The organism is Proteiniborus ethanoligenes (assembly GCF_900107485.1).
Taxonomy (GTDB): Bacteria; Bacillota; Clostridia; order Tissierellales; family Proteiniboraceae; genus Proteiniborus; species Proteiniborus ethanoligenes.
The window spans coordinates 62,029-84,188 of record NZ_FNQE01000009.1; the positions used below are offsets into that span (position 1 = coordinate 62,029).

Below are 22,160 nucleotides of genomic sequence, written 5' to 3' on the forward strand. Positions count from 1 at the left end.
GGAGGTGGTATTTTGAAGGTTTTAGCAAAAATAGAAGAGCGTTGTATAGGATGTCATCTGTGTGAAGAAACTTGTTCTCAGGCATACTTTAAAGAAAAAAATTTGAAAAAAGCTTCATTAAAAGTAACTGAAATAGTTGATGGGAATAATGAAATAATTACTTGTACTCAATGTGGAGAATGTATTGATATCTGCCCAGTAGAGGCCATTTATAGGGATAATAGAGGAATTGTTAGAATAAGAAAAGATATCTGTGTAGGCTGTCTAATGTGTGTAGGATTTTGTAATGAAGGAGCTATGTTCTATCACGATGAGCTTACAGAGCCTTTTAAATGCATATCTTGTGGATTATGTGTTAAAAAATGCCCTGCAAATGCAATTTATATAGAAGATATATCAATGTAATTTTAAGGGGGAGAGTCTATTGACGATAGATGCACTAAGAGAGAGTCGAAGATTGCTTAAAGAATATAAATATGAGCTTGGTAAAATTGAAAAAGGTTATGCGAATAGAAGCTTGTATATAAACTTATCGGACAATGAAATTAGTTCTATGCCAGTTACAGAGATGATGAAAGAAAAACTTATAGGTGGGAAAGGATTTGGACTATGGTATCTATGGGATAGTGTTGGTCCAGAGACAAAATGGACAGATCCAGAAAATGCAATAGTGATTGCTAGCGGTCCTATAGGAGGAATTACTCAATATCCAGGTGCAGGTAAGTCTTTGGTAGTTACTATATCGCCACTTACTGGAATACCTATAGATAGTAATGTAGGTGGATATTTTGGACCACTATTAAAATTTGCTGGTTGGGATGCTTTAAAGGTACAGGGAAAGGCAGAAAATGATGTAGTAGTGTATATTGATGGAAACGAGGGCATTGTAAGAATAGAGGAAGCTCCACTAGAAGCTATAGATGCACATGTATTAGGGGAACAGCTAACAGAAATGTATGCTGATTCCGAGGAGGATAAAAGAAACATAGCTGTTGTAACTGCAGGAACAGCAGCGGAAAATACTTTAATAGGATTATTAAACTTTACTTTTTATGATGTAAGAAGAAAAGTAACAAGACTTAAACAGGCAGGTAGAGGTGGAATAGGTACAGTATTTAGAGATAAGAATATTAAGGCTTTAGTAGTAAAGTTTAATGGAGTTAAAGGTGATTTAAATAACCCTGCAGATCAAGCTAAAATTAACAGAACCGGATTAAGACTTCATAGAGAAATAAATCGATTTGATGATGAGCAGTGCAGAATGAGACAGGTAGGGACAGCTAATATAATTGAGGTAATGGATGAATATGATCTATTGCCTGTTCACAATTATAAATACGGAAGCCATAAAGATACTTATAAAATTGCTTCTAATGTATTTAGAGATAATTATTTAACACAAGGTAAACCTGATGGTTGTTGGTATGGCTGCTCCTTATCATGTGCTAAAGCAGCAGATGGCTATGAATTAAAAACAGGACCATATAAAGGGGATAAGGTTACAATTGATGGTCCAGAGTATGAGACGGCAGCAGGCGTAGGTGCTAACTGTGGCATCTTTGACCCTGAATATATATTAGAATGTAATTTTTATTGTGATACATATGGTATTGATACTATTTCATTTGCTACAATAACAGCTTTTTTGATGGAATGCTACGAAAATGGAATAATTGATAAAGATATTACTGGTGGCTTAGAACTAACTTTTGGCAATAAGGATGCTGCAATGGAACTTCTTCATCAAATGTCTAGGGGAGAAGGTTTTGGTAAATTAGCAGGATTAGGCATTAGAAAACTTAAAAAGATATTTGTTGAAGAGTACGGTGCAGACAAAGATTTCCTGGAGGATATTGGTATGGAACAGAAGGGACTTGAGTATTCTGAGTACCTGCCTAAAGAATCTCTTGCACAGCAGGGAGGTTATGGATTAACAAATAAAGGTCCTCAGCATGACGAAGCTTGGTTAATATTTATGGATATGGTCAACAATCAAATACCAACTTTTGAAGATAAAGCTGAAGCATTACATTATTTCCCTATGTTTAGAACCTGGTTTGGTCTCATGGGGTTGTGTAAGCTACCATGGAATGATATTGTACCTGCTAGTAATTTTTCTGCTGATGAGCCTGCTAAAATACCTGAGCATGTACAAAACTATGTAGATTTGTACAATGCTATGACTGGTAATAATATTAATAAGGAAGAGTTAATAGTACAATCAGAAAGAGTGTACAATTTTCAAAGGATTTTTAATATAAGGATGGGTTATGGTAAACGAGAAAACGATAAAGTCCCATACCGTTCTGTAGGCCCTGTAACAGTTGAAGAATATGAATCAAGGAAAGAAAGATATGATAACCAGCTTAGGGAGAAATTAAATTATGATCCAACTGGAAAGTTCACTGAAGAGAAAATTAAAATTCTTAGGGCCTATAGAGAAGAACAATATGAAAAACTAATAGACGCAGTATATAAAAGAAGAGGTTGGACAATGGATGGCATACCTACTATAGAAAAATTAAAGGAAATAAAAATGGACTTACCAGAATTAATAGAGGTGGTAGAAAAGCATCTCTAATTTACAGGAGGACAAAATGATTTTAATAAATGGTAAGGAGCATGAATGGAAAGAGCATTTAACTGTACAGGAAATTCTTGATATGAAGAAATATACTTTTCCTAAGATTATTGTAAAGGTAAATGGCAAATTAATACCTAAGCAAGAATATGCAAATGTCTTAATAAATGATGGAGATGAAATACAGGTCATTCATTTATTAGCTGGAGGTTAAAATGTAACAAAATATTTAGTGTAATATAAAAGAAGCTTATTCAAAGACAAGTTAACATAAAAAAATTATGTTAACTTGTCTTTGCTTTAATTAAAACAATTTGTAAGACTAAAGAATAAAAAGAGCTTCTTAAATCAAGTTTTATTATCAAAGTGCAATTTTATTATATTTCAAAAATAAATCAAGCTTACATTTGACTTATAAGGCGTTTATTTTTTCTTTATAATGGTTTTATATCAAAATGCATCTAAAAACGTTTAAAATGGATTTTAAGGCCCAATAAGCGAATTTTGATATTGTTATAGTAAGAAATCTAATGAATTAGTTGAAAAACATTTTTAGGATTGAAAATATGTATGGTGACGAGCTTTTTTTAAATAACAGATTATAATATTCGGTGAATCTTCTACTAAATTATATGAAAACTATAGAGATTAAAAAAATAATATTAAAATATGTAGATTATGTAGAAGGATTTTGCGAAAAAATGTAGAATATTATTATACAAAATGTATATTTTGTATAATAAGGAGTGAAAATATGGATAATCTACCAATAATATTAGAAGATTTTTTAAACTACATAGAAACCATCAAAGGAAAATCTGAAAACACAACAAAAGAGTATTTTTTTGATTTACGTACCCTCTTTCGGTTTTTAAAGCTCAGATATAAATTAGTTGATAAAAGTATTCCCTTTGACGAAATAAATATATCTGATGTAGATGAAAGTATAATTCAAAGAGTCACATTACAAGACCTATATGCATTTATATCTTTTGTTGATAAGGATCGTAACAACAAAAATCATGCTAAGGCTCGGAAAGTTGCTAGTATAAGGTCTTTCTTTAAGTATTTGAATACAAAGGTTAAAATTATTGATAATAATCCTGCCCTAGATTTAGAATCACCAAAAACAAATGTTAGACATCCTGTTTATCTTTCGCTAGAGGAAGCAGAAAACCTGCTAGATTCAATAGATGGAACCTATAAAGAACGAGATTATGCTATTATTGTACTGTTCTTAAATTGTGGTCTAAGACTTTCAGAGTTGGTTAGTATAGATATTGACAAGATCAAAGGAGATACTTTAACTGTTGTAGGTAAAGGAAACAAGGAACGAACAATTTACTTGAATGATGCATGTATAAAAGCTATCGAGGATTATTTATTAGTAAGACCTACAGAAGGAGTAAAAACACCAAACGCCTTGTTTTTAAGCAATAGGAAAAGCAGAATTAGCAATAAAACTGTACAATATTTAGTAAAAAAATATATTAAAGATGCTGGTTTAGATACTGAGATTTATTCTACACATAAGCTAAGACATACTGCAGCAACTCTTATGTATAAGTATGGGAATGTTGATATTAGGGCCTTACAACAAATTTTAGGTCACGAAAATGTATCTACAACTCAAATATATACTCACATTGACGATGAAAGATTAAGAAAAGCCGTAAAAAGCAATCCCCTATCCAATAAAATACGTGAACAGCAGGATAATGATAGTAAGTAATATTGGCGTAAAATAGACCCTCTATTATCTGAGGGCCTATTTTATGATTTATGTTAGTATGTAGGAATTTTTATAACACTGCCTGCTTTTATTTCTGCTGTTTTCATATTATTGAATTCCATTATTTCATAGACAATCTTTCGGACATCTTGATTATAGGGATTATTTCTTTTAGCTATTTCCCAAAGCGTATCACCAGAAATTATGGCCATTTCTTTGTAGTTATTATTATTTGAACTATAAGCTAAACTTATTTTAGATATATTGCTTGTTAAAATAGTTATAATGCAAAATACCAAGGATAAAAAAATAGTAAATCTTTTTTTATTTGCTATTCTAATTCTTTTACGTTTCATAGCTATACCTCCGTTATCTGTAGAACATTTGTTCTTTAATTCTAGTATAATAGAACATGTGTTCCTTGTCAATGCTTTTTAAAAAAATATAGAACAAATGTTTGCTATTTATTTATATATATGTTATAATAGCAGAAAATAGAGTGTTGGGAGGTTCCATTATGTATGAAGACTTATCGTCGGTTCAGTTAAAAATACTTGAGTTCATAAAAAGTGAAATATATTCTAAAGGATATCCTCCTGCAGTAAGAGAAATTTGTAAGGCTGTCAACTTAAAATCAACCTCTACTGTTCACGGGCATCTTGAAAAAATTGAAAAGAAAGGCTATATAAGGAGAGATCCTACTAAGCCTAGAGCGATTGAAATTTTAGATAGAGTTGACAATATTATTCCATTTCCAAGAAAGGAAATAATAAATGTACCTATAGTTGGCAAAGTTACTGCTGGGGAACCTATATTAGCTGTAGAAAATATTGAAGATTCATTTCCTTTACCTATTGACTTTGTAGAAAAAGAATCTGTTTTTATGTTAAAAGTTAGAGGAGATAGCATGATTGAAGCTGGCATTTTAGATGGAGATTTTGTGCTAGTTAGACAGCAAAACACTGCATATAATGGTGATATAGTAGTTGCTCTTTTAGACGATGAAGCAACTATAAAAAGATTCTTTAAAGAAAAAGACCATATAAGGCTACAGCCTGAAAATCAATTTATGGAACCTATCATAACAAGAAATGTATCGATTCTAGGTAAAGTAACAGGAGTATTTCGTAAGATAAAGTAAAGTAGAAAAAGATAAGCTGGCTTAATAAACCAGCTTATCTTTTTCTATTAAATTATTTTTATACAAATTATTTAAACTCATCATTACTCCCAACTTACAGTGGCTATAAGTTAATCCACCTTGATAATAAGCAAAATAAGGTTCCCTCATTGGACCATCAGCACTTAATTCTATAGAAGAACCCTGTATAAAAGCCCCTGCTGCCATTATTACCTCATCCTCATATCCAGGCATTTCCCATGGCTCAGGTGTTACAAAAGAGTCAACCGGAGAAGCGCTTTGTATTCCCTGACAGAATTTAATCGCTTTTTCTCTGGATTTGAACTCTACTGCTTGTATTATATCACTACGCTTATGATTAATATCTGGTACTACTCTAAATCCTAAGCCTTTATATACTAAAGCAGTTAAAAGGGCTCCTTTTAATGCTTCCCCTACTATCATGGGTGCTAAAAAAAGACCTTGTAAGGTGTTTCTAGTGGTGCCAAAAGTTAAGCCACATTCCTTACCTATTCCAGGAGCTGTACTTCTATTAGCAACTAGCTCTATTAAGTCTCTTTTACCTACTATGTATCCTCCAGACAAAGATATACCTCCACCTGGGTTTTTGATAAGAGAGCCGGCCATTATATCTGCTCCTACATCTGTAGGCTCCTTAGTTTCAATGAATTCGCCATAGCAGTTATCAACCATAATAATTACTTTATCATTGAATGCCTTAATTTTGTCTATAGCCTCTTTTATTTCATCTATAGTTATGGCATTTCTGTCACTATATCCTGTAGATCTTTGAATTAATATTAGCTTAGTATCCTTTGATATTGATTGAATCACTTTTTCAATTTCTATTTTTCCCTTTGAATCAAGAGAAATTTCTCTATACTTAATACCATAGTCAATAAGTGTGCCCTTCTCTTTACCTTTTATTCCAATAACCTTTTGTAAAGTATCATAAGGACTTCCAGTTATTGAAAGAAGCTCATCTCCTGGTCTTAATATACCAGACAATGTAAGGGTTATTGCGTGTGTTCCCGAAACAATTGTAGGTCTTACTAAAGCATCTTCAGTATTAAATACATACGAATATATTTCTTCTACCTTTTCTCTTCCCACATCATCATATCCATAGCCAGTTGTCCAATTAAAATGAGTAGCATTTAGTCTAGCCTTCTGCATTGCATGTATAATCTTAAATTGATTATATTCTTTGACTTCTTCAATGTGAGTTAAATAGTTCTTTTTAAGAATTTCATCTTTGCTTAATACATAATTGATAATATTTTCACCAATCGCATATTGTTTACATAATATATCTATTGTATACTTGTTCAACATATCACCTTCTATTATTGTTATCTTATGTATTGTAACATATGATAACAACAGTTTCAATCAGAACAATAATGACATTGAAAATAAAGAAGCTTTTCTTGGTACTCTATATTAAGTAGAATTTCTTATTCGTTATATAACAAAGCCTTTTAAGTCTTAATATACTTAAAAGGCTTTGTATACTGTAAATAGAAATTTCTATTCAAAGCTATCACTGCTTTTATTCATAAAACTGATAGATTTACTTGGTATAATAGTTGAGATAGCATGCTTGTATATTAAATTTTGTTTACCATCACTATCTAAAACTATTGTATAATTGTCAAAGCCTTTCACCTGGCCTTTTAGTTGATAACCATTTAATAAAAAAATTGTAATAACAGTATTTTCTTTTCTTACTTTGTTTAAAAAAACATCTTGCAAATTCATAGTAGTTTTCACTTTTTTCCCTCCCCTTATAGAATTATAAATTTTATAACTTAAAATATAAATTCCCTGTTTGTTTTCTATATTCTACTTTAATTAATTTTTTCCTTTATGTATTCAACAATATGTTCAATTAAATTATCCTTATTATCAAAATCATGAACATCTATCCAATTAATATTTTTTTCTCTTCTAAACCAGGTTAATTGTCTCTTTGCAAATCTTCTTGAATCTCTTTTGAGTATTTCAACAGCTTCATCTAAGCTGCACTTTCCATTTAGAAATTGTATAATCTCTTTGTATCCTAATCCCTGCATTGATACTAGATTTTCACTATAACCCATATGTAATAGACTTTTGACTTCTTCAATTAACCCTTTTTGAATCATTAAGTCTATTCGCTTATTAATTCTTTCGTATAGCAGTTTCCTATCCATAGTAAGGCCAATAAATACTATATTATACTTGTGGTTTTCTTTTCTAAAGTCTTTATAGAAATGTGACATTGGTTTTCCCGTTTCATGAAATATCTCTAAAGCTCTAATAATCCTTTTAGTATCATTAATATGTATTCTATTTGCTGATTCAATGTCTATTTTTTTCAGCTCATTATAAATCCATTCATTGCCGTATTGCTTTGCTTTCATAAAAAGATTATCTCTTAATTCCCAGTTTGAAACAGCTTGACTAAAATCTAAATCATAGAGCAAAGAGTTAATATATAATCCTGTTCCCCCCACTATTATAGGCAACTTTCCCTTAGCTAATATTGCAGTTATATATTTACTTGCATTCAACTGAAAATCTGAAACAGAAAAATTTTCATCTGGACTTATTTCATCTATTAGATAGTGGGGAATCCCTTCCATTTCACTCCTTGAAATCTTTGCAGTTCCAATATCCATATATCTGTAAATCTGCATTGAGTCTGCCGAAATAATTTCTCCATTTAATTTTTTCGCTATCTCTATAGATATACTAGTTTTCCCAACAGCAGTTGGACCAGTTATTATGATTAGAGGTGGTTTCATTTCATTCATCAAATCATCCTTTACTGTACTCTCTTAAATCTTTTTTCTATTTCATATTTAGATATTTTGATAATCACTGGTCTACCATGAGGACAGGTATATGGCTGATCAGCGTTTCTTAAATCATTTAGCAAGATATCAATTTCTACTTCCTTCATGTTATAACCTGCCTTTATTGCACTTGAACAAGCCATTTTCATGATCTTATCGAGTCTTATATCATAGCTGGTTTTTATTTCATCCATTAAATTATCTAAAATATCTAAGAATAGGTTTTTTGCATCAGGAACACCAAATACTAGTGGTACACTTCGAATAGCAACTGAATTAAATCCAAACTCTTCTATATCAAATCCTAATTTCATAAATATATTGATGTTTTCTTTAAACAATTGCATCTCACCATGAGACATATTGATAATTTGGGGCGTAATCAATTGTTGCATATATACTTTATCTAGCTCAAGCTGATGCTTTATTTTTTCATACATTATTCTTTCATGTGCAGCATGTTGATCAATCATATATAAATTTTTATTGATTTTATCCTCAGCTAAAATATAAGTATCGAATAATGTACCTATAATTCTTAATTCTGGTATTGAAGTATTATTTTCTACTGCTTCATCTCTATCGGAATTTTCATAATAAAGACTCTCTTCTGTTTCATTTACACTTAAGTCCAGAATCCTGATGATACTACTTGCATCGACATCTACATTTTCTGATATAGACTTATTGTGTTTACAACTAGGCTTTCTTTCTATATCATGTAAATACTGTTCTTGTTGATAAATTTGTGTTTTTTCTACATTAACAGAGTCTAGAAATGATTCCTGTTTTTCTTGTAAATTGTCCTCTGTCTTGTTTTTTGTTGGTAAAGTAACCGTTGGTATTAAAGTATTATTGAAAAAAGTACTTTTTATAGCATTAGATAATATTTTCTTAAGAGCTTCTTTATTAGAAAACCTTATTTCTGTTTTAGTAGGATGCACATTAACATCTATTAACTCAGGGCTGATATTTATATAAATTATATATACTGGGAACCGGTTAATTGGAATAAGAGTTTTATATAAATCTTCTATGATTTCTGTTATATCTTCATTTTTTATATATCTCCCATTGACATAAGTATATTGATGGTTTCTATTGCCACGAGTAAATGAAGGCTTACAAACTAAACCATTTATCTTTATATCATCTCCAGAATATTCAATATCAAACATAGAGCTTACAAATTCTTTTCCTAAAAGACTATAAGCTGTAGATTTAATATCTTCATTTCCTGGAGTGTTTAAAATTACTTTATTATCTTTTATAAACTTAAACTTAATTCCAGGATTACCCAAAGCTAATTTATATACTATATCACTAACATTAGAGGCTTCTGCAGCATCACTTTTAAGAAACTTTTGTCTTACTGGCACATTGAAAAATAAATTTTTTAAAATTATAGTAGTACCTATTGGACATCCAATCTCGTTTTTTTCTATTATTTGTCCACCATTGATAGAAATACGTACTCCTCCAATATTATCTTTTGTTCGGGTAATGAGCTCCAGCTGAGACACTGAAGCAATACTAGGTAAGGCTTCTCCTCTAAATCCAAGTGTTGATAAAGATTGTAAATCATCTACACCATTAATCTTACTAGTTGAATGTCTCAAAAAAGCTAGCTCAATGTATTTTGGACTAATACCTATGCCATTGTCTGTTACTCTGATGTAGTTTTTCCCACCATCTTTTATTTCTATTGTAATAAAAGACGACAGAGCATCTATTGAATTTTCTATAAGCTCCTTAATTACTGATGCAGGTCTTTCTATTACCTCTCCTGCAGCAATTTTATTTATTGTACTGTTATCTAAAAGTTTAATTTGATTGTTCATTTATATCACCTATATTTCATTTGATTCTTTACTAAGCTTATATAGGATGTTTATTGCATCTATGGGTGTTAAGTTAGCGACATCTATACTTTTAAGCTTTTCAATTATATTACGTTCCTTTACACTAAAAAAATCTAACTGTAAGCTGTTCTTATCCTTAGAAGTTTTTGGTCGCTCTCTAGAAGACAGAGCTATTTCTGATTTATTAATATCCCTTTTTTCTAATTCATTTAGTAATTCATAAGCTCGATTTATTACATCACTGCTTACTCCGGCTAATTTTGCAACCTCTATACCATAGCTTCTATCAGCTCCACCTTTTTGAATTTTCCTTAAGAATATGATATCTTCACCTTTTTCCTGTACTAATATTTTATAATTAACTACTCCACTTAATCTATCTTCTAATTCTGTCAGCTCATGATAATGAGTAGCAAACAATGTTTTTGCACCAATTTTATTATTATCGCTTATATATTCTATTACTGCCCATGCTATGCTTAAACCATCATAAGTGCTAGTGCCTCTTCCTATTTCATCAAGTATTAAAAGACTGTCTTTGGTTGCATTGTTTAATATATTAGCTACTTCGCTCATTTCTACCATAAAGGTACTTTGGCCTTGAGATAAATCATCAGAAGCACCTATTCTAGTGAATATCCTATCTACAATGCATATATCAGCTTCTTCTGCAGGAACAAAACTACCTATCTGCATCATTAAAACTATAAGAGCTACTTGTCTCATATATGTAGATTTACCAGCCATGTTAGGTCCAGTAATAACTAAAACTCTATTTTCTTCATTAGATAAAAGTGTATCATTTGGTACAAATAACCCTTCCTCAAGAACTTTTTCAACTACAGGATGCTTGCCATCTTTAATTTTAATAATCCCATTAGAATTAATCTTAGGTTTTATATAGTTATTATTATATGCAGTAAGAGCTAAGGAATTTAAGGCATCAATTTGTGCAATAACTTTACTGTCGTCCTGTATTCTTTTAACTTCAGAGGCTATTTTGTCTCTGATACTAACAAATATTTCATACTCAAGTGCTATCATCTTGTCTTCTGCACCTAAAATTTTATCCTCTATTTCCTTTAGCTCTGGAGTAATATATCTTTCAGAGTTTGCCAGTGTTTGCTTTCTAATAAAATAATCAGGAGCAAACTTAATATTTGATTTTGAAACCTCAATATAGTATCCAAATATTTTATTAAATCCAACTTTTAAATTTTTAATGCCTGTTTTAGTTTTCTCTGATTCTTCTAGCTTTGATAGCCACTCTTTACCTTTGGCAGAAGCTTCTCTAAGGGATTTAATCTCTGTATTAAAATCATCTTTAATTAATCCACCCTCTCTCACAGAAAATGGAGGCTCGTCTAATATTGAATTTTGGATTAGCATATAAATATCCTCAAGGCCGTCTATATTAAGGCTAATGTTTAATAGTTCTTCGCAATCTAAAGAACTTAATAATTCTTTTATTTGAGGAAAAGTTTTAATAGAATTTTTTAAAGATATTAAGTCCCTTGCATTACAGGTTCCAAAAATAATTTTTGACATAAGCCTTTCTATATCATATACTTCCTTAAGTAATAGTCTAATATCATTTATAAGCATAATATTTTGTGTCAAATATTCAACTATGCTTAGTCTATTTTCTATATCTTTTCTGCTTAACAAGGGTTCTTCAATCCATTTTTTTAATAGTCTTCCTCCCATTGCTGTAGAAGTTTTATCTAATACCCATAGCAATGAGCCTTTTTTTACATTACCTCTAATAGTCTCTGTCAGTTCTAGGTTTCTTCTAGTATTTATGTCTAAAGTCATAAAGTTTTTAGAAGAATATTGGGTTATCTTGTTTATATGATTTAATGAAATTTTTTGGGTTTCCCTTAAATATTCAATTAAAGCACCTGATGCAACTACAGAATAATCCTTATCTTCTAATCCCAAACCATTAAGATTAACAACTGATAGTTGCCTTTTTATTGATTCCTTAGAAAAGTCAAAATCAAATACCCATTGATGAAATTCATTAATCATACAATTAAATCTTTGTTTTATTTTCATAGTTAAAGAGGTATTTTCATAAAGATGAGTATTACATATAATTTCAGTTGGTAGTATCTTCCCTAGTTCATCAAAAAGAGGACTAATTATATCACCATTTTCATCGCTTTTCTCAGTTGTAAAGAAATCACCTGTAGATACGTCAGTATAAGCTATACCAAAACCCTTTTCGTTCATGTATATACAGCATAGATAATTATTTTTCTTATCATCTAATACATTGGAATCTATAATTGTTCCAGGAGTTACTACTCTTACAACATCTCTTTTTACAATACCAACTGCTTTGGCAGGATCTTCTATTTGTTCACATATAGCAACCTTATAACCCTTTTCTATTAGCTTTGCTATATATGAATCTGCTGAATGATATGGAACTCCACACATAGGCGCCTTATCTTTTAAACCGCAATCTCTTCCAGTCAGTGCTATTTCTAATTCTCTTGAAGCAATAATAGCATCATCAAAAAACATTTCATAAAAATCACCTAATCTAAAAAAAAGAATAGAATCTCTGTGGTTTTCTTTTATTTCAAAGTATTGTTTCATCATTGGCGTTAAACTCAAATCAATTACCTCCAAAATAGCCGTTATTAACTATTATACCATATATTATTAATGGTAAAAATAATGTAAATAAAATAGGCTAATTTAATCTTAGCCTATTTTCATAAAAAGCATATCCTTGTACATCTATTTCTTACTTATTACATTGCCTTCTAATGTCCAAGTTTTTGTATTAACAATATGAACATTGACTATTTTCCCAATTAAGCTTTTTTCTCCTTTAAAATGCACTAGTTTATTTGTTCTAGTTCTTCCGCTTAAAACAGTATCATCTGTTTTACTAGTATCTTCTACTAAAACTTCTTGAACTGTATCTAATAGCTTTAAATTATTTTCGTTACTTATAGGATTCAAAACTTCTAAAAGCTTCTTTAGTCTTTCATGCTTAATTTCATCAGAAATTTGGTTATCCATGTTAGCAGCTGGAGTTCCTTCTCTTATAGAGTATAAGAAAGTAAAGGCAGAGTCGAATTTAACTTTTTTGACTACATCGATGGTTTCTAAGAAATCTTCTTCAGTTTCTCCTGGAAATCCAACTATTATATCTGTAGTTAAAGAGATATCTGGTATCTCACTTTTAATTTTCTCAATTAAATTTAAATATTGGCTCTTAGTATATTTTCTATTCATAAGCTTTAGAATTCTATCGCTACCTGCTTGGAATGGCAAATGAATATGCTCACAAACCTTATCACAATCTCTGATTGCATATATAAGTTCATCAGATAAATCCTTAGGATGTGAAGTCATAAATCTTATTCTTTCTATACCTTCTATATCATTAATCAAATACAATAGTTCCGCAAAAGTAGTTTTGGATTCTAAGGATTTCCCATAGGAATTAACGTTTTGACCTAAAAGGGTTACCTCTTTACATCCTTCATTAGCAAGCATTTTAATTTCTTTAACAATATCATTTGCTTCCCTACTTTTTTCTCTTCCTCTAGTATAAGGAACTATACAGTAGCTACAAAAATTATTGCAACCATACATAATATTCACAAAAGCTTTATAATCGTATTTTCTTTTTGCAGGTATTCCTTCAATAATATTGCCTCCATCTTCCCATACATCTATTATCATCCTAGTAGTTAAATTATGATTAGCTAATAATTCAGGAAGTTTATGAATATTATGAGTCCCAAATATTATATCTACAAATCTATACTTATCTTTTATAAAATCACGTATTTCCTCTTTTTGCATCATGCAGCCGCATATACCAATTATTAAATCAGGCTTATCTCTTTTTAGAGCCTTTAACTCTCCTAAATTACCATAAACCTTCAATTCTGCATTTTCTCTAACTAAACAGGTATTAAAAATAATTAAATCAGCTTCTTCTTTAATATTTGTGCTCTCATATCCTAATGATTCTAATATTCCAGACATTTTTTCAGAGTCATGTTCATTCATCTGACAACCCCAGGTAACTATTGAATACTTCTTAATGCAATCTATCATTAAAATCCTCCTCATACTTCTTATGCTTGTTTGTACAATTATAGCAATTAAATCTAATTATAACAAACAAATCATCAAAAAAAAAGTAGTTTAGAGTAAATTTAGAGCTATAAAAAATCCTCCATATTATACTTTAAATTTTGGGTTTTATTTATTACATTAAGGATACTTTGTTTTAAAAATGAGCTATTATTTGAAAAAATTTGGCATTCTTCTTGTTTAGAATTTAAATCTAGATATATTCCTACTGTATTATTTTCATCTTTTATTTTAATAATACCTTTCTCATACAAGCCTATATTAGCTAAAATAAGAGTTGGATAGTTAATAGTTTTCAAATAATCCTCTGAACTATCTGCTAGCTCATGAACTTCATATTGAGAAAACTCTGATATTATCATTATAAACTTTATAAGTGTTGTATCATCATAAAAGTGGCTGTTAAAATTACCTTCAAAAAAGTTATTTGATACAAAGTATTTGATTTCTAATTTAGGAAATATCCAAAATATACTTTCTAAACTCTCTTTCTTTATAGGTAATAAAGTGTCAAAAAAAACTTTAATAAAATTGCTAGTATAAAACAAATCTTCTAATCTAATACAAGTATAATCTAAGCTATTTTTATGTTGTTGCCTATGTCTTATATAGCTTAACGCAAAATATTGTAGAATATGGTTACTATTGATTTCATATAAGCACTCAGCATTAACTGGAAAAGGTTCTATAGATTTAGAAATATAAGATACTAAGCTGTAGTTGAAAACTTCTCGCTTAATTGGATCGGTTTGATTATTAATATAGTCTCTATAAATCTGTATTTCTTTTGGTAACAAAGAAATAGTTTGTGTATTGGGAAACATATACATTCTCCTCTCAAAAGCTACTTTCAAAATTATTTTTTGAAGAAATGATAATAATTATATCAATTTGTTTTTGTTATATAATGAAAAACTATACATGTATTTAAGGGTAGAAAGTAAAAAAGTTAAACCTAACTAAGATGTTAGGCTTAACTTTTTACTTTCTACTAAATATTTTGTTAAAAATTCCTCTACTAGTTTCTTGTTCTCTTTTTAACCTATCCTTTAATTCAACTACCTCATATGATTTTTCTTTAACTTTCATTTTAAGTTTTATATTTTCACATATTAAAACATCTCTTTCTTTACTGCTGATTTCACGCCTTAATTGTACTATTTCGTCTCTAAGCTCACTAATAACACTTAAATTCATATCTTCTTTTTCAAGTAAAATAGGTTTTAGTTCATCCGAAATCATTTCTTTGAACATGCAACAGATTTCTGTATAGTTTGGAACAATATCAGCTTCTTTTTTAGTTATGGTTGTTACAGCAGTTTCACCATTGGATACTAATATTTCAGGAGAACTCATTATTAATTTTATCTGCTTATTTGAAAATCCTTTTTCCTGCAGTGCTTTTATGTAATTATAAATCTCTAATTCTTTATAAGTATAATACCTATGATTTGCACTATTTCTAGGTATTTCTAGCTCAAACTCCTTTTCATAATACCTAATTACATGCGCCGGATATCCAGTTAGCTCAGAAACTTCAGAAATCGTAAATTCTCTTTCTGTATCGTACATGGAATTCACCTCCTAGAAACTTAGACTATTAAATAAATTCTTCATTAAATCAATATTTCCTTTACTTTTTTTATAATAACATCCAAAATATTCCGATAAATTCAAACAAATATTTTAATTTTTTTATAAAATAGTCATGTTAGCTACAATTTATTACAAATAAGTTGTATGATTAAGAGATGAAATATTAAAAGGGTGGTAATCCACCCTTTAGACCAAATTTAAAATTCAATTTTTTTATTAAGTATACCTGTCAGTAACTTTATACAATTATTAACATCATTCTTAGATATGGTTTCACTACCACTGTGGGCATATCTAGTAGGAATTGATATTGCACCTGTTGGAACACCTTCTTTTGTAAGATTAATAGCACCAGAATCTGTTCCGCCATATTCTAAAACTTCTAGCTGATAAGGTATATTGTTTTCTTTTGCAACCTCTACCATAAAATCCTTTATTTTCGGATTTACAATTATGCTATTATCCTTTACTTTAATAGCAGCTCCTTTATTTAGACCTACTGCAAGTCTTTTTGCTTTTGGCGTATCACCTGAGCCCGTAATATCCACTGCAATGCCGAAATCGGGATCTATCCTATATGCAGAGGTTTTTGCACCTCTTAATCCTACTTCTTCCTGTGTAGTGAAAACAAAATAAATATCATTTTCTACATTTTTTAGATCTTTCAACGCTTCAATCAACACGTAACAGCCTATTCTATCATCTAGACAACCTGAAATAACATTATTCTCATCTTCATAATATTGTGATATATATACACAAGTGTCTCCAATACCGATTCTTTTTTCTGCTTCTTCTCTTGAATTTACGCCAATATCAATATACATGTTTTCTAATTTTAGCTTACTCATGTCATCCATACTTTCAGCATATACGATCCCAATTCTTCCATTCTTAAATACTACACGCTGACCATAAGATATGTATGGTGAAATACCACCAATATTAGTAAATCTTAAAAATCCCTTCTCATCAATGTCAGTTATTAATAAGCCAATTTGATCCATGTGAGCAGCGACCATGACTTTTTTTCCATTTCCCTTTTTATGTGCAATAAGATTTCCTAAACTATCAATTATTATTTCGTCAACATAACTCTTTATTTCATCTTTAATAATCTCAGCAACTATCCTTTCATCGCCAGAGGGAGAAAAAGCATCAACTAGTTTTTTTAATAATTCCCCATTAAATTTCATTATTAAAGCCTCCTTTTTCAAGATTTTCAATTAATAAACCTAAAAGCTTACTTGCATTATTAAAATCCTCTTTATTCATCACACTAATAGGTGAATGAATATACCTACACGGAACTGAAATCGTTGCAGTTATTGAACCTTCCTTTGTTAAGTGTATTTTTCCAGAATCATTTCCACCAAAAGAAGTTTTTCTTAGCTGAAAAGGTATGTTGTTTTTTTGTGCAATATCTATAATAAAGCTCCTGAATTCTCTGTTAAATATTGTTGTTCTATCCATAATAGAAATGGCTGGCCCTTTTCCTAGTTCTGTAGCTTGTAAATGTCCTTCTATTTCTGGAACATCAGAGCAAGTGGTTCCTTCTAGAACTATTCCAATATCTGGTCCTATCCTATATGCAGCTGGACCAGCTCCAACTAAGCCTATCTCTTCCATTACAGTAAAAACACCATAAATAGATAGTTTTCTTTCTGTTTTAAGAAGGTCTATTAATATACTACAACCAACTCTATCATCTAAAGCCTTTGCTTTTACTAAATTATCTCCAAATTCTACATAATTACTTGCAAAAGAAATATAATCTCCTATGCTAACAAGCTTTTCAGCTTCTTCTTTATTATTTACTCCTATGTCTACATATAGTTCCTTATACCCCAAAGCTTTTTTCCATTCACTTCTTTTTTGTAAATGAAATGGTTTAGCACCAATTACACCATTTATCTTTTTCTTACCTACCAAAACAGGTTTTGAAACAAGAACTCTTTGATCAATTCCTCCTACATTTGTGAACCTTATAAGTCCACTTTCTTCAATCTTTGTAACCATTAAACCAACTTCATCCATATGTGCAGCTATCATTATTTTAGGTGAATCCATAGTACCCTTTTTATATGCAATAATATTACCTATTCTATCTACTTGGATATCATCAACATAATCCTTTATTTCATTAATAATTAGCTCTCTGACTTCTTTTTCATTTCCTGAAACGCCACAAGCTTCTGTAAGCTTTTTTAATAGCATAATAATCCCTCCAAGCTTTCTTGAGAAATATCATATATAAATCTAGCTAACAACTTTGCAGTCATTTTGATATCTTCAATATTAATTGTTTCAATTGAGGTATGCATATATCTTAAAGGTAAAGAAATCAGCAATGTAGGAACGCCGCATCTTGTAATTTGTATAGCTCTTGCGTCTGTACCAGTAGGGCCTGGATCTATTTCAAACTGATATGGGATATTATATGATTTCGCCGTTTCTGTAAGTCTTTCTCTTAGTTTTGGATGAATATTCCCTCCAATAGTTATCCCTGGTCCCTTACCCATATCTAAAGTATATTCTTTAGGTATATCTGGAGAAGAACCAAATCCAACATCTATTGCAATACCTATATCAGGATTTATACTATATGTGCTTACTGTTGCACCTCTTACACCAACTTCTTCTTGTACAGTTGAAACAAAATAAACTTCAGCCTCATGCTTGAAGCACATTAGTTCCTTTGCACATTCATACATGGCTGCGATGCCGGCCCTATCGTCTAATGCTTTTCCGCTTATATAATTACCTTGTAGTTTAACAATATCTCTATTAATTGTTATAGTATCTCCTATATCTACTAAGCCTTCAAGCTGTTCTTTTGAGAATCCAACATCAATAGTTAAATCCTCAGTTTTAACTGCAGTTTCTCTCTCAGTTTCATCCTGTAAGTGAGGAGGCTTTGCCCCAATGACTCCAAATATATTTTTCTTCCCATGAACAATAACTTCTTGTGCCAACAGAGTTCTTGGATCTATGCCACCTATTGTAGTAAACCTAATAAAGCCTTTTTCATCAATGTCCTTAACCATCAATCCTATTTCATCCATATGAGCAGCAATCATTATTTTAATTCTACTAGAGCTATTTTCGCCTTTTTTAACTGCCATTACATTTCCAATTTTATCTGTATAGACTTCATCTGTATAGTTACTAAAAGCCTTAATAATTTTATCTGCAACATGGTTTTCATGTCCAGATACTCCTGACTCTTCACATAAAAGCTTTAATAAATCATAAACCTCCAAAATATTTCTCCCCTTTCAGTATATATTTATAATTTTTATTATTACAAATACTATTTAATAATGCGACCACAGTAGCTTTTCTTAGGTAATTCTTTTATAAAAAAATGTTTTTGCTGGTTTAAAATTATATCTGTCTGGCATAATTATTTGTTCTGTGCTCCCAACAAATAATATTCCGTCAGTACTAAGTGATTCATTAAACTTTTTATATATATCTACTTTAGCTTCCTCAGTAAAATAAATTAACACATTTCTACATAGAATAAGCTGACAATTATCAGGATACCTATCTTGAAGTAAGTCTAAGCGTTTAAATTCTACACAATCTTTGATTGATTGATGTATTTTATAGCTGTTCCCCACTTTTTCAAAATATTTATGTACAAATTCTTTGGGGACATTTTGAAGGCTCTTTTCGCTGTATACTCCCATTTTAGCTTTTTCTATTGCTCCCAAATCAATATCCGTAGCCTTAATTTTAATATCCTTTAAATCAAAATATTTAGTAAGAAGCATTGCTAGAGTATAAGGCTCCTCTCCAGTTGAGCAGGCACTACTCCATAAGTTAAGCTTACGATTATTTTTTATTAGTTCAGGAAGTATTTCCTTTTCCAATACATCCCATTGAGTAGGATTTCGAAAAAATTCAGATACATTTATTGTTAAATAATTTATGAACTCGTCAAGTAATCTATTGTCCTTCTTTAGTCCTTCGAAATAATCATCAAAATCCTTGTAATTGTTTCTCGATAAAAGGGATTGAATTCTCCGTTTCATTTGTTTTTCTTTGTAACTTGATAAGTCTATTCCCACTAGTGAATAAACCTGTTTTTTAAATTGTTCATACTTGTCCATTTTCTGACCTCTCTTCTTTACTATTAAGCAATATATATATTCTATCAATAAAAAAGACCTGTGGCAATAGACCACAGGAAACTATATAAAGGGGGTCTTGATGTATTTGTGAGGTCATTAATATTCTTTACATATTTTAAAAAATTATTCTTTTTTCAAAAAAAAGAATGAGGCTTCTACCTCATTCTATTCGTTTTCTTTAATTATATCTCCAATTGTAATATTATCATCACTTTTATATTCAATAGTTTCTTCTGGTACATTAGTGGAAGCCTCTCTTATACTTAAACTGATTTTTCTATCCTCTTTGTTAACATCTAATATCTTTACTTTTACATTTTCATTAACTTTTAATTCATCTGATGGTTTAGCTATGTGCTTATCAGAAATTTGTGAAATATGAACTAAACCTTCAATGCCTTCTTCAAGCATTACAAAAGCACCAAAGTCAACTAGTCTAACTACCTTACCATCAACTATGTCTCCTACATTATATTTTTCATATATATTTTCCCATGGATGAGGAGATGCTTGTTTTAATCCCAAAGAAATTCTATTTTTTTGTTTATCAGTATCTAATACTATTACCTTAACAAAATCGCCCTCTTTAACTACTTCTTTTGGATGCTTTACGTGAGACCAAGATAGGTCAGAAATATGAACTAAACCATCTACGCCACCTATATCTACAAAAGCACCAAAGTCAGTTATCCTTTTTACTTGACCTTCAACTATTTGATCTTTTTCAATGGTTTTCCAAAGTCTATTTTTCTTGTTTTCCATTTCTTCTGCTTCAACAACTTTTCTTGAAAGTACTATTCGCTTTTTGTTCTTATCAAAATCAATTACTTTAACATCAAAAGATTTACCTGAAAAAGCCTGTAAATCACTCACAAATCTATTTGCTATTTGAGAAATAGGAATAAAGCCTCTAAGCCCTTTTACTAATGCAATTGCACCACCATTAACAACTTCAATTACTTTAGCATTTATAATAGCTTTATCATTAAAAGCTTGCTCTAATTCATCCCAGCTTTTTACTGTGTCGACTCTTTTCTTTGAAAGAATTACATTTCCTTCGCCGTCATCTAATTTAATAATATATACTTCTATTTCATCACCTACTGATAGTATGTCTACAGGGTTTATGTCTGGATCATTAGATAATTCATCTCTCTTAATAATACCGTCAGACTTATAACCAATGTTAACCATTACTTCATCATCATTTAATGATATAACCTTACCTTTTACTGTGTCCCCTCTTTGAACTTTTACCATTGTATCTTCAATGGCTTTCATCAGTTCATTCATATCTTCTAAATTACTCATTTTATCGTAAACCTCCTTAATAATCCAGCTAGGAGTAGAGGCTCCTGCTGTTAATCCTATAGTTTTGAATCTTTTAAGCTCATCAAAAGGCAATTCTTCTACCGTTTCGATATGATAAGTATTATTACATAATTTTTTACTAATTTCAACAAGTTTCTGCGTATTAGAACTGTGGTGTCCACCTATCACCACCATTGCATCTGATATTCTGGCTATCTCTTCACAGGATTTTTGTCTTAAATGAGTTGCGTTGCATATGGTATTAAATACTTCTACTGTATTTCCTTTATGTGAAATTAAATTTACTAGAGCATTAAATTTATCTTCATAAAAGGTTGTTTGTGCTACAATACATATTTTATCATAATTTGACATAACTTCAATATCTTCTTCACTATTTATTATTACAGCATTATTATAGCACCAGCCATTTATGCCTATGACTTCAGGATGATTGGGATCTCCAATGATAACGATTTGATAGTTTTTTTCACTGTACTCTTGTACTTTACTCTGTATCTTTCTAACAAATGGGCAAGTACAATCTATAATATCTAGTTGTTTATCCTTAGCTGTATCATAAACTGATAATGGAACGCCATGAGATCTGATAATCACTCGTCCTTCATTTGCATCTAGGATGTTTTCTATAACCTGCAGTCCTTTATTTTCAAGAAGTTTTATTACTTGATTATTGTGAATAAGAGGTCCTAAAGAATAAGTGTTTTCATTATTCTCTTTCAAAATTTTTTGTGTAGAATCAATTGCTTTTTTAACTCCAAAGCAAAATCCAGAATTTTCCGCAATAATAATTTTCAAAATGTTTCCTC

19 protein-coding genes are annotated in these 22,160 nt (G+C 30.3%); 5 read left to right on the forward strand and 14 right to left on the reverse strand.

Annotated features, from left to right (window positions below; genetic code table 11):
• Nucleotides 1–12 precede the first annotated feature (12 nt).
• The 4 genes from BLV37_RS05150 (at nt 13) to BLV37_RS05165 (ending at nt 4,313) form a co-directional block, all read left to right on the forward strand.
• Nucleotides 13–405 carry a 4Fe-4S binding protein gene (locus BLV37_RS05150; RefSeq protein WP_091728219.1) on the forward strand — a complete coding sequence of 131 codons (393 nt, stop codon included), beginning with the start codon at nt 13–15 and terminating at the stop codon, nt 403–405.
• A 19-nt stretch (nt 406–424) separates the two neighbouring features.
• Nucleotides 425–2,581, forward strand: a complete 2,157-nt coding sequence (locus BLV37_RS05155; protein WP_091728222.1) for an aldehyde ferredoxin oxidoreductase family protein — start codon at nt 425–427, stop codon at nt 2,579–2,581.
• A gap of 16 nt (nt 2,582–2,597) precedes the next feature.
• Complete coding sequence (gene thiS / locus BLV37_RS05160; RefSeq protein ID WP_091728224.1) at nt 2,598–2,795, forward strand: sulfur carrier protein ThiS; 198 nt, start codon at nt 2,598–2,600, stop codon at nt 2,793–2,795.
• A 540-nt stretch (nt 2,796–3,335) separates the two neighbouring features.
• Nucleotides 3,336–4,313, forward strand: coding sequence for a tyrosine recombinase XerC (locus tag BLV37_RS05165; protein WP_091728227.1), 978 nt, complete (start codon nt 3,336–3,338; stop codon nt 4,311–4,313).
• Between the two features lie 53 nt (nt 4,314–4,366).
• Here the strand turns inward: BLV37_RS05165 and BLV37_RS05170 are convergent, their stop codons facing one another.
• Nucleotides 4,367–4,669, reverse strand: a complete 303-nt coding sequence (locus BLV37_RS05170) for a LysM peptidoglycan-binding domain-containing protein (protein WP_091728230.1) — start codon at nt 4,667–4,669, stop codon at nt 4,367–4,369.
• Nucleotides 4,670–4,830: 161 nt separating this feature from the next.
• Here BLV37_RS05170 and lexA point away from each other — a divergent pair, with 161 nt between their 5' ends.
• Nucleotides 4,831–5,454, forward strand: coding sequence for a transcriptional repressor LexA (gene lexA, locus BLV37_RS05175; RefSeq protein WP_091728232.1), 624 nt, complete (start codon nt 4,831–4,833; stop codon nt 5,452–5,454).
• Nucleotides 5,455–5,475: 21 nt separating this feature from the next.
• On the opposite strand, the gene BLV37_RS05180 is transcribed toward lexA, so the two are convergent.
• The 13 genes from BLV37_RS05180 to BLV37_RS05240 all read right to left on the reverse strand — a co-directional run bounded on the left by BLV37_RS05180 (nt 5,476) and on the right by BLV37_RS05240 (nt 22,149).
• Nucleotides 5,476–6,789: a methionine gamma-lyase family protein gene (locus tag BLV37_RS05180; protein WP_091728234.1), complete on the reverse strand. Its 1,314-nt coding sequence runs from the start codon at nt 6,787–6,789 to the stop codon at nt 5,476–5,478.
• Nucleotides 6,790–6,984: 195 nt separating this feature from the next.
• Nucleotides 6,985–7,215 (reverse strand): RNA chaperone Hfq, encoded by a 231-nt coding sequence (gene hfq / locus BLV37_RS05185; RefSeq protein ID WP_091728307.1) that lies wholly within the window; start codon nt 7,213–7,215, stop codon nt 6,985–6,987.
• A gap of 89 nt (nt 7,216–7,304) precedes the next feature.
• Complete coding sequence (gene miaA / locus BLV37_RS05190; RefSeq protein WP_091728310.1) at nt 7,305–8,243, reverse strand: tRNA (adenosine(37)-N6)-dimethylallyltransferase MiaA; 939 nt, start codon at nt 8,241–8,243, stop codon at nt 7,305–7,307.
• Nucleotides 8,244–8,263: 20 nt separating this feature from the next.
• A complete protein-coding gene (gene mutL / locus BLV37_RS05195; protein ID WP_091728237.1) occupies nt 8,264–10,135 on the reverse strand; it encodes a DNA mismatch repair endonuclease MutL in 1,872 nt (623 codons plus the stop codon).
• Between the two features lie 9 nt (nt 10,136–10,144).
• Nucleotides 10,145–12,766, reverse strand: a complete 2,622-nt coding sequence (gene mutS, locus BLV37_RS05200; protein WP_091728312.1) for a DNA mismatch repair protein MutS — start codon at nt 12,764–12,766, stop codon at nt 10,145–10,147.
• Between the two features lie 141 nt (nt 12,767–12,907).
• A complete protein-coding gene (gene miaB, locus BLV37_RS05205; protein WP_483145407.1) occupies nt 12,908–14,242 on the reverse strand; it encodes a tRNA (N6-isopentenyl adenosine(37)-C2)-methylthiotransferase MiaB in 1,335 nt (444 codons plus the stop codon).
• A 110-nt stretch (nt 14,243–14,352) separates the two neighbouring features.
• Nucleotides 14,353–15,108: a hypothetical protein gene (locus BLV37_RS05210; RefSeq protein WP_091728243.1), complete on the reverse strand. Its 756-nt coding sequence runs from the start codon at nt 15,106–15,108 to the stop codon at nt 14,353–14,355.
• Between the two features lie 157 nt (nt 15,109–15,265).
• Complete coding sequence (locus tag BLV37_RS05215; protein ID WP_091728246.1) at nt 15,266–15,856, reverse strand: MerR family transcriptional regulator; 591 nt, start codon at nt 15,854–15,856, stop codon at nt 15,266–15,268.
• A gap of 221 nt (nt 15,857–16,077) precedes the next feature.
• Nucleotides 16,078–17,076, reverse strand: a complete 999-nt coding sequence (locus BLV37_RS05220; protein WP_091728251.1) for a M42 family metallopeptidase — start codon at nt 17,074–17,076, stop codon at nt 16,078–16,080.
• Nucleotides 17,066–18,097, reverse strand: coding sequence for a M42 family metallopeptidase (locus tag BLV37_RS05225; RefSeq protein WP_091728254.1), 1,032 nt, complete (start codon nt 18,095–18,097; stop codon nt 17,066–17,068). Before BLV37_RS05225 ends, BLV37_RS05220 begins: the two co-directional genes overlap by 11 nt.
• Complete coding sequence (locus BLV37_RS05230) at nt 18,088–19,143, reverse strand: M42 family metallopeptidase (protein WP_091728257.1); 1,056 nt, start codon at nt 19,141–19,143, stop codon at nt 18,088–18,090. Before BLV37_RS05230 ends, BLV37_RS05225 begins: the two co-directional genes overlap by 10 nt.
• Nucleotides 19,144–19,224: 81 nt before the next feature.
• Entirely contained in the window at nt 19,225–19,998 is a 774-nt protein-coding gene (locus tag BLV37_RS05235; protein ID WP_091728260.1) for a CheR family methyltransferase, read from the reverse strand.
• Between the two features lie 186 nt (nt 19,999–20,184).
• Nucleotides 20,185–22,149 (reverse strand): bifunctional 4-hydroxy-3-methylbut-2-enyl diphosphate reductase/30S ribosomal protein S1, encoded by a 1,965-nt coding sequence (locus BLV37_RS05240; RefSeq protein ID WP_091728263.1) that lies wholly within the window; start codon nt 22,147–22,149, stop codon nt 20,185–20,187.
• Nucleotides 22,150–22,160: the final 11 nt, after the last annotated feature.

Coding starts and splice junctions, on each gene's coding strand:
- BLV37_RS05210 (WP_091728243.1), bottom strand. CDS start 15,108: ATGTTTCCCAATACACAAACTATTTCTTTGTTACCAAAAGAAATACAG.
- hfq (WP_091728307.1), bottom strand. CDS start 7,215: ATGAATTTGCAAGATGTTTTTTTAAACAAAGTAAGAAAAGAAAATACT.
- BLV37_RS05215 (WP_091728246.1), bottom strand. CDS start 15,856: ATGTACGATACAGAAAGAGAATTTACGATTTCTGAAGTTTCTGAGCTA.
- mutS (WP_091728312.1), bottom strand. CDS start 12,766: ATGATGAAACAATACTTTGAAATAAAAGAAAACCACAGAGATTCTATT.
- BLV37_RS05220 (WP_091728251.1), bottom strand. CDS start 17,076: ATGAAATTTAATGGGGAATTATTAAAAAAACTAGTTGATGCTTTTTCT.
- miaA (WP_091728310.1), bottom strand. CDS start 8,243: ATGAAACCACCTCTAATCATAATAACTGGTCCAACTGCTGTTGGGAAA.
- BLV37_RS05170 (WP_091728230.1), bottom strand. CDS start 4,669: ATGAAACGTAAAAGAATTAGAATAGCAAATAAAAAAAGATTTACTATT.
- BLV37_RS05225 (WP_091728254.1), bottom strand. CDS start 18,097: ATGCTATTAAAAAAGCTTACAGAAGCTTGTGGCGTTTCAGGAAATGAA.
- BLV37_RS05165 (WP_091728227.1), top strand. CDS start 3,336: ATGGATAATCTACCAATAATATTAGAAGATTTTTTAAACTACATAGAA.
- thiS (WP_091728224.1), top strand. CDS start 2,598: ATGATTTTAATAAATGGTAAGGAGCATGAATGGAAAGAGCATTTAACT.
- mutL (WP_091728237.1), bottom strand. CDS start 10,135: ATGAACAATCAAATTAAACTTTTAGATAACAGTACAATAAATAAAATT.
- lexA (WP_091728232.1), top strand. CDS start 4,831: ATGTATGAAGACTTATCGTCGGTTCAGTTAAAAATACTTGAGTTCATA.
- BLV37_RS05180 (WP_091728234.1), bottom strand. CDS start 6,789: ATGTTGAACAAGTATACAATAGATATATTATGTAAACAATATGCGATT.
- BLV37_RS05235 (WP_091728260.1), bottom strand. CDS start 19,998: ATGGACAAGTATGAACAATTTAAAAAACAGGTTTATTCACTAGTGGGA.